We start from the raw sequence: 10,699 nt of genomic DNA, 5'->3' as shown, positions 1-10,699 counted from the left end.
CGGCGGCCGGCGGCCTGCTGGGCGCGGTCGGCCAGGTAGCCGCCGTGGAGGCCGTTGCGGGCGACCTCCCGGCTGACCGTGGAGGTCGGCCTGCCGAGCCGCCTGGCGATCTCGGCGTATCCGAGCCCTTCGGCCAGCCAGGCCGCGATCCGGCGGCGCTCCTCGTGGGTCAGTCTGGCTCCGGGCATCGGCCGGCCTCCTGTGGTCGACGGGTCGGAGGGTCAGGGTCGCGTTCATCCACAGTACATTGCAACGAAGCTGAAAGGGTGAGTTGCATTACCTGGCAAGCCGGTTGCAACGATTGCTCGAATCTACCTGCGTAGATAGGGTCTATCGGGGTCGAACTCGTTGACGTCTCCTGAAACGCAATGTAGCTTTTCGTCACCCGGAAAGACCCGGGGACAGCGTCAGAGGAGGACACGACGATGCACGTGATGGCGATCTCCAGCGTTACCGACGAGGACGGGTTCTGGGCCGCGCTCAAGGAGGCGTACGGCCGGCTGCCCAAGGGCGCGAGGTGGGTCCTGGCCGTCGCCGCCACCGACGGAACCAAGGCGGTGAACGTCATCGTGCACGACTCGGTCGACGCCGTCAGGGACTTCTTCGAAGGGTGCGCCGGATCCTTCGCCGTCACGGAGTACGCCGAGGCCGACGCCGCCAACGCGGTCGGCCTCCCGAAGTAGCGCGAGGACGGCCCCGATGGCGAAGACATGGGACGTGGAACGGCTCCGGGGGCGCGTCACCGAACTCCTGGCCGAGTACCGGATCCCGAGCGCGGCGATCGGCGTGCTCCACGACGGACAGATCACCGCCCTCGCCGCCGGCGTCACGAACGTGCTGACGGGCGAGCCGGCGACCACCGGCACCCTCTACCAGTGCGGCTCCATGACCAAGACCTGGACCGCCCTCGCGTTCATGCAGCTCGTCGACGAGGGCAAGGCCGGGCTGGACGAGCCGGTGCGCGCCTACCTGCCCGGGTTCGAGGTCGCCGACCCCGAGACCGCCGCCCAGGTCACACCGCGTCACCTGCTCAACCACACCAACGGCATCGAGGAGGCCTACGGCGACCCCGGTGAGGGCGACGACGTGTACGCGCGCATGGTGGCGAACATCGCCGGCGCCCCCCAGGTCCACCCCCTGGGCCACACCCACGGCTACAGCGCGGCCCTCGGCTACGCGATCCTCGGCCGCGTCATGGAGGTGATCGACGGCAAGGGATGGGACGCCGTCATGCGGGACCGGCTCTTCGCCCCTCTGGGCCTGACCGCCACGAGCAGCCGGCACGAGGACGTGGACCGGGACCGGGCCGCGACGGGCCACATCGTCCGCACGCCGGACGAGGGGCCCGTCATCTCACCGCTGAGTCACCTGCCCCGCGCCTTCGGACCCGGGGGCAACCTCACCTCCACCGTCCACGACGTGCTCGCGATGGCGCACGTCCTCCTCAACGAGGGCAGGGCCGCCGACGGCACGCGGATCGTCTCGGCCACGGCGGTGCGGGAGATGATGACCTCCCGCGTCGCCGTGCCCGACCCGTACATGTTCGGGCCGGAGTGGGGCCTCGGGCTCATCGTGTGCGACTGGCACGGCGAGACCGTGTACGCGCACGACGGCAGCACCATCGGCCAGAACGCCCGCCTGCGGATCCTGCCCGGCTCCGGCATCGCCCTCACGATGCTGACCAACGGAGGGCCGCGCGAGAGCTTCTACAAGCACGTGTTCAACGAGATCCTGGCCGACCTGGGGGCGGTCACGATCCCGGGCCTGCCCGCGCCCGATCCGGGGCTGAGGCTCGACCTGTCCAGGTACGAGGGCGTCTACGAACGGCTCGGCTCCCGCTACGAGGTCCACGCCGAAGGCGGGCGGCTCCGCCTCACCCTCGTCCTCGACCCCATGAACGCCCGATTCGCCGGCAAGCCCGAACGGATCACCTATGACCTGCTCCCGGTGAGCGAGACGCACTTCCTGATGCCCTCGGACGATCCCCTTGAGGACACTCAGACCGTCGCGATCTACGACTTCCGGGACGGGTCCGCGCAGTACCTCCACACCAACTGCCGGGTGAATCCGCGGACCGGCGACGTGCGGGAGTGACCTTTACGGGTTTCCGCCATCGAAGTCGGCGGTTCGCCTCCATGGTGACCGCCCGGCCGGCCACCTAGCGTGAGCCGATGTGATCAGTCTCAGAGGATTGTGCAAGCGCTACGGCGACCGCACGGCCGTGGACGACTTGTCGCTGGAGGTCAGGCCCGGCGCGGTGACGGGGTTCCTCGGGCCGAACGGGGCCGGCAAGTCGACGACGATGCGCCTCATCCTGGGCCTCGACCGCCCCACGGCGGGCACGGCGCTGATCGGCGGCGTCCCGTACCACGAGATCAGGAACCCGCTGCGGACGGTCGGCGCGATGCTGGACGCGCGGGCGCTGCATCCCGGCAGGAGCGGGTACGCGCACCTGACGGCGCTGGCGCGCAGCAACGGCATCGCTCGCGGCCGGGTGGCGGAGGTCCTGGAGACGGTCGGCATGGCGGAGGCGGGACGCAAACGGGCCGGCGCGCTGTCGCTGGGCATGAGCCAGCGGCTCGGCATCGCCGCCGCGCTGCTGGGCGACCCCGAGGTGGTGATGTTCGACGAGCCCGTCAACGGCCTCGACCCCGAGGGCGTGCGCTGGGTGCGTCACCTGATGCGCTCGCTGGCCGGTGAGGGACGCACGGTGTTCGTCTCCAGCCACCTGATGAGCGAGATGCAGCTCACCGCCGACCACCTCGTCGTGATCGGCAAGGGCCGGCTCATCATGGACGCGCCACTGGCCGAGGTGATCGCCGGCAGCGCCCTGACGGCCGTGGCCGTCCGCACGCCGCACGCGGCAGACCTGTCCGTACGGCTCAGCGCCGCCGGAGTCACCGTGGAGCGCCGGGGCGAGAACGAGCTGGTCGCCACCGGCGCCACCATCGAGCGCGTCGGCGACCTCGCGTACGAGGCGGGCATCCGGCTGCACGAGCTGCGCACCCGCGAGGCCTCGCTGGAGCAGGCCTACCAGGAGCTGACCGCCGGCAGCGTGGAGTTCGCGACGAGGAAGGCGGGGGCGTGAGCATCGGGTACGCGAACGAGGGGGACGGGGACGTGAGCGTGGGGTACGCGACGAGGAAGGCGGGGGGCGTGGGCGCGGAGCTCGTCCTGCTGGGCCGGGCGACCGGCGCCGAGTGGGTGAAGCTGTGGTCGGTCCGTTCCACCTGGTGGTGCCTGGCCGGCGCGGCGGCGCTGATGGTGCTCGGCGCGCTGACGCTCGGCGCCGGCGAGGCCACCGAGCTGGCGCGCGCGGGCGCCGGGGAGGCGGTCGTCACGGCCGCCGACCCGGTCGTGTCGGCGTCGGCGCTCGTCCAGTTCGCGCTGGTCGCGATGGCGACGCTGGTGATCACCTCGGAGTACGCCTCGCGCGGCATCTGGGGCACGCTCCAGGCCGTGCCCGTTCGCGGCCGGGTGCTCGCCGCGAAGGCGCTGGTGGTGGCGCCGGTGACGGCCGTCGCCGGAGTGCTGTCAGGGGCGGCGGCGACCGCGGTCGTCTCCGCGGTGCTGTCCGCCGGTGTGTTCCGCGCCCGCGTGGTGCTGCCGCCGGCGGAGGTGGCGCTCGACCTGCTGCGCGTGGGCGTCTTCTTCGCCCTGGTGTCGGTGATGGCGATCGGCGTGGGCGCCGCCGTGCGCAGCGCCGCGGGTGCCCTGAGCGTGGTGTTCATGTTGCTCATGGGCGTGCCGATGATCCTGCTGATGACGGGCGCCCCGGTCGCGCTGGAGGCGTCGTTGCGCATGCCGCTGTTCGCCGGGCTCGCGTTCATGGACAGCGCCGACAACATCACCGGCGGCCCGATCCCGTACCCGCCGGGGGAGGGGCTGGCCTGGCTGCTGGCCTGGACGGCGGCGGCGCTGGTCGCGGGCCACGCGGTGCTGCGCCGGCGTGACGCCTAGACTGCCGCGGTGTCAGGTACCGCAATGTCAGGTCACCGGGTCGCGCGCACTCTGACCGGGGTGCTCGCGGGCGCCGCCCTCGGAATCGTGGAACTCGTCTTCCTCTGCGCGGCCGGTCCGGCCCGGCTGATCCCGGCCGCGCGGCCCGCCGCCGACCGGGTCCTGGCCCGGCTGGTCGCGCTGGAGCGGGCCCGGCTCGCCAGGTGGTTCGACCACGAGACGGAGGCGGCGGGCGGCGGTCACGGCTTCATCGCCGCCCGCGCCGCCCTGGGCGTCGTGGCGGGGTACGGGTTCGCGGCCGGGCTGTTCCTGGCCGGCCTGCTCTTCTCCGGCGCCCTGTGGGCCCTGGCCACCGGGCAGAGCGAGGCCGTGGCCGTGAACCTGCCCGGCGTGCGGCTGGTCACCGACAGCGGGGTCGTCGGGCTGGTCACCGCGGCCCTCCTGCTGATGTTGATCGCGCCCGCGACGCTCGTCGCCGGCGCCGCCGAGCGCCGCCTGGCCGGCCACTTCCTCGGGCCGGGCAGGCAGGAGCTGATGCGCAGGCGCATCGCCGAGCTGACCGCGACCCGTTCGGGCATCGTCCGGGCCGTGGACGACGAGCGGCGCAGGATCGAGCGCGACCTGCACGACGGCGTGCAGCAGCGGGGCGTGGCGCTGGCCATGCTGCTCGGCCGCGCCCGGCACGGCGCCGACCCCGCCAGGACCGGCGAACTGGTCGACCAGGCCTACACCGAGTCCCGCCGGCTCCTGGACGAGCTGCGCAGCGTCGCCTGGCGGATCTACCCGACCGCCCTGGACGAGCTGGGCCTGCGCGCCGCGCTCGCGGGCGTGGCCGAGCGAGCGGGCTTGCCGGTGACCGTACACTACGGGCTGGCCGCGCGGCCCGTGCGCGAGGTCGAGACGGCCCTGTACTTCATCGCCCGCGAGGCGATCACCAACGCGATCAAGCACGCGGGAGCGCACGACATCCTGGTCGTGCTGAGCGAGGACGAGGAGACGGTGAGCGTGGCGATCTCCGACGACGGCGCCGGCGGCGCCGACCCGGCGGGCGGCGGGCTGTCGGGCCTGGCCAGGCGGGTGCTGGCGCTGGACGGGACGTTCACCGTCGACAGCCCGCCGGGCGGCCCGACCAAGATCGCGGCGACGCTGCCCAAGGACGCGCCGTGCGGGTGATCCTGGCCGACGACTCGGTGCTGCTCCGCGAGGGCCTCGGCCGGCTGCTCGACGACGCCGGGCACGAGGTCGTCGCCTCCGTCGGTGACGCCGCGGCGCTGCTCGACGCCGTCGCCTCGCACCGTCCCGACGTGGCCGTGGTCGACGTGCGCATGCCGCCGACGCACACCGACGAGGGGCTGCGGGCGGCGCTGGAGATCCGCGAACTCCTCCCGGACGTCGGCGTGCTCGTCCTGTCCCAGTACGTGGAGAAGACCTACGCGGCGACCCTCCTCGGCGGCCGCACCGAGGGGCTCGGCTACCTGCTCAAGGACCGGGTCTCGGAGGTGGCCGACTTCCTGGACTCCCTCGAACGGGTACGCGCGGGCGGCACGGTCGTGGACCCCGAGGTGGTCCGCCAGCTCCTGGCCCGCACCACCCGCGCCGACCCGCTGAGCCGGCTGAGCCCGCGCGAGACGGAGGTGCTGCGGCACCTCGCCCAGGGCTACGTCAACACGGCGATCGCCGCCCGCCTGCACGTGTCGCTCAGCACGGTCGAGAAGCACATCAACGCCATCACCGACAAGCTCGACCTGCCGCGCGACCCCGGCTACAGCCGCCGCGTCCTGGCCATCCTGCGCTACCTCGACGCCTGACCGAGGCGACGACGGGTCGGGTCAGAGGGTCAGGACGAGCTTGCCGCGGGTGCGCCCTTCCTCGCCGCGCCGGTGCGCCTCGGCGGCCCGCTCCAGCGGGAGTGCGGCCTCCACCTCGACCGCGACGTCGCCCTGGTCGATGAGGCCGGCGATGTGGGCCAGCGCCGGCCCGTCGGGCTCGACCAGGAACGGCGTGGCGCGCACGCCCGCCGCCTCGGCCCGCTCGGCCAGCTCGGGCGACACCCCGGACGGGACCGCCACGAGCAGGCCGCCGGGCCGCAGCACGCGCAGCGAACGGGTGCCGGTGGCGTCGTGCCCGTCGCCCACCAGGTCGATGACCACGTCCACGTCGGCCACGACGTCCTCGAAGCGGGTCGTGGTGTAGTCGATCGTCTCCTCGGCGCCGAGCTTGCGCAGCCACTCGTGCTTGGCCGCGCGGGCCGTCGTGATGACGTGCGCGCCCAGGTGACGGGCGAACTGCACGGCCAGGTGGCCGACACCGCCGGCGCCGGCGTGGACCAGCACCCGCTGCCCGGAGTGGACGCCGGCCGTGTCGGTCAGGGCCTGCCAGGCGGTCAGGGCCGCCAGCGGCACGGCGGCGGCGCGCTCGTGGTCCAGGATGGCCGGCTTGCGGGCGAACTGGCGGGAGGGAGCGGTGACGTACTCGGCGTAGGCGCCGGCCGCGCGGGGGAACCACGGCATCCCGTACACCTCGTCGCCCGGCTTCCAGGTGGTCACGCCGAACCCGACCTCCTCCACCACGCCGGAGACGTCCCAGCCGAGGATGAACGGCGGCTGGCCGAGCACCCCGGCCATGCCGCCCCCGGAGCGGGTCTTCCAGTCCACGGGGTTGACGCCGGCGGCGCGCACCCGTACCAGGATCTCGGTGGGCAGCGGCTCGGGACGGGGGACGCGGACCGGCTCCAGCACCTCGGGACCGCCGAACGCGGACTGGCTGACGGCACGCATGGTGGGCGTCGACATGCTGCTTCTCCTCGCTTGATGGCTTGGTGCGACGATCCCGGAAGCTATCCGCAAGGTGGTAGTAACCCGCAAGGAGGATTACTATCTATTGGGTAGTAAGAGGGGAGCCCAAGCCGTGATCATGAAGTGCGCCACCGGCGAGCACGACCGCCACGACGTCTACTCGGCGCTCTGCCCCTGCCGCGACGTGCTCGACCTGCTGGCCAACAAGTGGTCGACGCTGGCCATCGGCGCCCTGGAGGACGGGCCGAGGCGGTTCGGCGAGCTGCAACGGCAGCTCCAGGGCGTCAGTCCCAAGGTGCTCACCCAGACGCTGCGGCGGCTGGAGGACGCGGGCTTCGTCGACCGGACCGTGTACCCGGCCGTGCCGCTGCACGTGGAGTACGCGCTGACCGAGCTGGGCCGCAGCGTGACCGTGCCGCTGGGCATGCTGCGCTCCTGGGTGGAGCAGCACCTCCACGAGATCCCCGCCCGGCCGTGAGGGCCGCGCCTCAGGCGGCGGGGCGGCAGACCGTGCCCGGCGCGGGAAGTCGCAGGCTGACGAGGTAGCGGTTGACGTGGGCGATCACGCAGGAGACGCCGCTGTTGTACAGGGCGTGCCCGTCGCCCTCGTACGGGACCGCGGACGACCCCGGCACCCGCCGCACGATGTCCTCGGCGAGGCCGAAGTCCGTCCGGGAGCCGACACCCAGGAAGGGTGGCAGTCCCTTGGCGGGCAGCGGCACGGGCGGGTTGGTGACGGGGGCCGGCCAGCCGGCGCAGCCGAGCGGGTGCCACAGCTCGACGCCGGCGAGGTTGGGGAGCAGCCGCTCCCCCTCGCGACGCGCCTTCCTGTACTCCTCGAAGTCGCGGTAGCCGATGCCGTCGAGGCAGTGGGTCATGTTCATCCCGGCGAACGACGGGACCTTCGCGCTGTCGGCGGCCTGCCGGACATAGCCGGCGAACCCGGAGGCGTCACCGCCGGCGGCCCGCTTGATCGCCTCCGCCAGCTGCGTCCATCGGGGGAACCCGGGCGCGGGGCCCGGCGAGACGACGCTGGGAACGGCGGCCTGCTTGAGATCGAACCCGCTGTAGGCCGCCCGGGGCGACTCCCCGTCGACCGGCACCGGGACGCGGTCGGCCCGGGCCACCAGCGCCCGCCAGACCGCGCCGACGTCCTGGCCGTGCAGCGCGCACGCGGCGGTCGCCGCGCACCAGGCGGCGAACCGGTCGAAGGACCTCTCGTGGGAGCGCATGCCGTGGGCGCGGTCCATGAACGGGCTGGCCGCGCCGTCCATCACCATCGCGCGGACGCGGCCGGGGAACAGCCGGGCGTAGGCGATGCCGGGCACGCCACCGTAGGAGGAGGCGATGAAGCTCAGCTGCTCCTCTCCCAGCGCGATCCGGATCGCCTCCATGTCCCGCGCCACCGAGGCCGAGTCCATGTGGTCGAAGTACTCCGGATCGGCGGCCCGGCATCGCTGCGCCGCCGCCCGGTTGCGCCGTCCCAGCGCGGCGTACTCGGCGCGGCTGCCGGGCAGAGTGATCCACGGCCCGGAGACCAGGCACTCGTACGGCAGGACGCCCTTGTCGATGGTGTTGCGGGGTTCGACCGTGACCACGTCGAAGCGCTCGCGCAGCTCGCTGAAGCTGCCCGCGTACCTGCTCAGATCCGTCACCCCGGAGGCGCCCGGCCCGCCGGGGATCGCGAACACCGCCCCGATCCGGCGCTCGACGCCGGTCGCGGGCAGCATGCCGACGGTCAGCCCGGCCTTCCGGCCCGACGGCTTGCCCCAGTCCACGGGCACCTCGATCGTGGCGCACCGCATCTGCTTGACGACCTCCTTGTCCGCGCAGCCCGTCCAGGCCAGGGATGACGGGGCGGATCGGGCCGAGCCGGACGCGGCGGCGGGAACCGCCGACACCGCGACCACGGCGGCCGTCCCCACGGCCAGCGCCCTGCTCCTGCGCCCCCTCGGCGCGATCACCGCCGCGCCGGCCGTCAGCGCCGCGAGCACGTACGCGACCAGCACCCCCGCCGCGACCGCGGGCGGCAGCAGCCCGCCGCCGGCCCCCGCGATCTGCGGCGGCAGGTTCTCGATCATGAACGAGCCGGCCTGCGCGCGCAGCGGCGAGGGAAGGGTCTTCGCCACCGTCGGCAGCGCCACGACGACCACGACGAGGACGACCAGGGCGCCCGGGGTGGAGCGGACGGCGGCCCCGACGCCGAGCCCGACCAGGGCGACCGCCGCCATCGACAGCCCTGCGGCGACCACCGAGGCGGGCACGCCCGGCTCCGACAGCGGAGTGCCCAGCGTCTGCCCGTCGCGCAGCAACTGGCCGGCCCGCTCACCGAGCACGGCCATCGCCGCCAGGTGCATGCCGAACGCCAGCACCTGACCCGCCACCAGCGACACCGCGGCCAGCCCCGGCACCTTGGCCAGCAGCAGGCGCTGCCGGCGCGGCACGGCCACCAGGCTCGTCTGGATCATCCCGGTGCCGTACTCCGAGGTGATCGCGAGGGCGCCCAGCGCGCCGAACACGAAGTACGCGACCGCGATGCCGTTGCCGACGCCGTCCCCGTTGCCCGGGAAGCCCATCCGTTGTTCGAGCGGCTGGTCGTCGAACCCGCGGCCGATCAGGAACGCCACCCCGCCGCTGGCCAGGACGGCCGCCACCGAGCAGGCCAGCAGGTAGAGGTTCGAGCGCAGCGAGCGGAGCTTCAGCCACTCCGAGGCGATCACGTCCCTCATCGGACGGCCTCCCGGACATCGCCGGAACCCGCCCCGGAACCCGCCCCGGAACCCGCCCCGGAGCCGGCCCAGGAGCCGGCCCAGGAGCCGGCACGGTACTCGGCGTCGTGCTCGGTGAGCCGTATGAACGCCTCCTCCAGGGACGTGCCGCGCGGGGACAGCTCGGCGAGCGGGATCCCCTCGGACAGCGCGAGCACCCCGATCCGGGCGGCGTCCAGGTCCCGCACCGACAGGGCGCCGTCGTCCTCGGTGACCACGCTCGCCCCGTGGGCGCGCAGAACGCCGGCGAGCCGCTCCGGACGGGGCGTGCGGACGAGCACGTCCCGCTGGAAGTGCCCGGCCAGGACGTCCATGGCGCTGTCGGCGATCAGCCGGCCCCGCCCGATGACGACGACGTGGTCCGCGGTGAGCGCCATCTCGTTCATCAGGTGGCTGGAGAGCAGCACGGTACGGCCCTCGGCCGCCAGCGAGCGCAACAGGTCGCGCAGCCAGCGGATGCCCTCCGGGTCCAGCCCGTTCAGCGGCTCGTCGAGCATCAGTACCCCCGGATCGCCGAGGAGCGCCGCGCCGATACCCAGACGCTGCCGCATGCCGAGCGAGAACCCGCCGATCCTGCGGCCGGCGACCCCGGACAGGCCGACCTGTCCGAGGACGGCGTCCACCCGGGCGCGGCCGATGCCGTTGCTGCGGGCCAGGCAGGCGAGATGCGCGTGCGCGCTGCGGCCCCCGTGCACCGCCCCGGCGTCGAGCAGCGCCCCCATCGACCGCATGGGCCTGGGCAGCGACGCGTAGGGGCGGCCGTTCACCAGCGCCTCGCCCGCGCTGGGCGGCTCCAGGCCCAGGACGGCGCGCATGGTGGTGGACTTGCCCGCGCCGTTCGGGCCGAGGAACCCGGTCACCAGCCCCGGTCTCACGGTGAAACTGAGGTCGTCGACGGCGACCTTGCCGCCGTATCTCATGGTCAGCCCGCTCACTTCGATCACGGTCTCCCCCATCGCTCGGTTGACGGCCGTCAGCCTTCCGGCCCGGCCGGCCGATCACGATGGGGGTGCGCCCACCACTGGGGACGGGCGTTCCCACCCCCGGTGGTGGGGCTGGGCCTACCGTCTCCGCGTCGCGGATCGGGCAGACTACTGCCCGTGATCAGGATTCGCCGCGCGTACGCCGGAGGGCCGCTGCTGTGATCGGGGTTCGCCGTCTGTGGGGCGCGGCCGG

11 protein-coding genes are annotated in these 10,699 nt (G+C 73.6%); 7 read left to right on the top strand and 4 right to left on the bottom strand.

The genetic code is table 11. The features are described from left to right. The coding region (locus AB0H81_RS27780) for a helix-turn-helix domain-containing protein (RefSeq protein ID WP_358380441.1) at positions 1 to 188 on the bottom strand (188 nt) is incomplete at its 3' end. 237 nt (positions 189 to 425) lie between these two features. On the opposite strand from AB0H81_RS27780, the gene AB0H81_RS27775 reads away from it, so the two are divergent. From AB0H81_RS27775 to AB0H81_RS27750, 6 genes are all read left to right on the top strand, one after another. After that, entirely contained in the window at positions 426 to 683 is a 258-nt protein-coding gene (locus AB0H81_RS27775) for a hypothetical protein (RefSeq protein ID WP_358380439.1), read from the top strand. Between the two features lie 16 nt (positions 684 to 699). After that, entirely contained in the window at positions 700 to 2,094 is a 1,395-nt protein-coding gene (locus tag AB0H81_RS27770) for a serine hydrolase domain-containing protein (protein WP_358380437.1), read from the top strand. A gap of 79 nt (positions 2,095 to 2,173) precedes the next feature. Further along, positions 2,174 to 3,088 (top strand): ATP-binding cassette domain-containing protein, encoded by a 915-nt coding sequence (locus tag AB0H81_RS27765; RefSeq protein ID WP_358380435.1) that lies wholly within the window; start codon positions 2,174 to 2,176, stop codon positions 3,086 to 3,088. Beyond that, entirely contained in the window at positions 3,085 to 3,960 is an 876-nt protein-coding gene (locus AB0H81_RS27760) for an ABC transporter permease (RefSeq protein ID WP_358380433.1), read from the top strand. Before AB0H81_RS27765 ends, AB0H81_RS27760 begins: the two co-directional genes overlap by 4 nt. A 9-nt stretch (positions 3,961 to 3,969) precedes the next feature. Further along, positions 3,970 to 5,133 carry a histidine kinase gene (locus AB0H81_RS27755; protein ID WP_358380431.1) on the top strand — a complete coding sequence of 388 codons (1,164 nt, stop codon included), beginning with the start codon at positions 3,970 to 3,972 and terminating at the stop codon, positions 5,131 to 5,133. Continuing rightward, the gene (locus tag AB0H81_RS27750; RefSeq protein WP_358380429.1) at positions 5,124 to 5,768 is read left to right on the top strand and encodes a response regulator transcription factor; all 645 of its coding nucleotides are present in this window, start codon (positions 5,124 to 5,126) and stop codon (positions 5,766 to 5,768) included. The genes AB0H81_RS27755 and AB0H81_RS27750 overlap by 10 nt, the downstream gene beginning before the upstream one ends. 21 nt (positions 5,769 to 5,789) lie before the next feature. Here the strand turns inward: AB0H81_RS27750 and AB0H81_RS27745 are convergent, their stop codons facing one another. Beyond that, the gene (locus AB0H81_RS27745) at positions 5,790 to 6,752 is read right to left on the bottom strand and encodes an NADP-dependent oxidoreductase (RefSeq protein ID WP_358380427.1); all 963 of its coding nucleotides are present in this window, start codon (positions 6,750 to 6,752) and stop codon (positions 5,790 to 5,792) included. A gap of 121 nt (positions 6,753 to 6,873) precedes the next feature. Here AB0H81_RS27745 and AB0H81_RS27740 point away from each other — a divergent pair, with 121 nt between their 5' ends. Continuing rightward, a complete protein-coding gene (locus tag AB0H81_RS27740; RefSeq protein WP_358380443.1) occupies positions 6,874 to 7,233 on the top strand; it encodes a helix-turn-helix domain-containing protein in 360 nt (119 codons plus the stop codon). A 10-nt stretch (positions 7,234 to 7,243) separates the two neighbouring features. Here AB0H81_RS27740 and AB0H81_RS27735 read toward each other — a convergent pair whose 3' ends face one another. Both AB0H81_RS27735 and AB0H81_RS27730 read right to left on the bottom strand, forming a co-directional pair. Further along, positions 7,244 to 9,484, bottom strand: coding sequence for an alpha/beta hydrolase (locus AB0H81_RS27735; protein WP_358380425.1), 2,241 nt, complete (start codon positions 9,482 to 9,484; stop codon positions 7,244 to 7,246). Next, entirely contained in the window at positions 9,481 to 10,467 is a 987-nt protein-coding gene (locus tag AB0H81_RS27730; protein ID WP_358380423.1) for an ATP-binding cassette domain-containing protein, read from the bottom strand. Before AB0H81_RS27730 ends, AB0H81_RS27735 begins: the two co-directional genes overlap by 4 nt. Between the last annotated feature and the right edge of the window lie 232 nt (positions 10,468 to 10,699).

It is taken from the genome of Nonomuraea sp. NPDC050691 (assembly GCF_040654455.1).
GTDB lineage: Bacteria > Actinomycetota > Actinomycetes > Streptosporangiales > Streptosporangiaceae > Nonomuraea.
This window is presented reverse-complemented; position numbering and strand designations above follow the sequence as displayed.

What these genes read in the sequence shown, in the direction of transcription:
- AB0H81_RS27735 (WP_358380425.1), bottom strand. Translation starts at nt 9,484, where the DNA reads ATGAGGGACGTGATCGCCTCGGAGTGGCTGAAGCTCCGCTCGCTGCGC.
- AB0H81_RS27745 (WP_358380427.1), bottom strand. Translation starts at nt 6,752, where the DNA reads ATGTCGACGCCCACCATGCGTGCCGTCAGCCAGTCCGCGTTCGGCGGT.
- AB0H81_RS27770 (WP_358380437.1), top strand. Translation starts at nt 700, where the DNA reads ATGGCGAAGACATGGGACGTGGAACGGCTCCGGGGGCGCGTCACCGAA.
- AB0H81_RS27740 (WP_358380443.1), top strand. Translation starts at nt 6,874, where the DNA reads ATGAAGTGCGCCACCGGCGAGCACGACCGCCACGACGTCTACTCGGCG.
- AB0H81_RS27775 (WP_358380439.1), top strand. Translation starts at nt 426, where the DNA reads ATGCACGTGATGGCGATCTCCAGCGTTACCGACGAGGACGGGTTCTGG.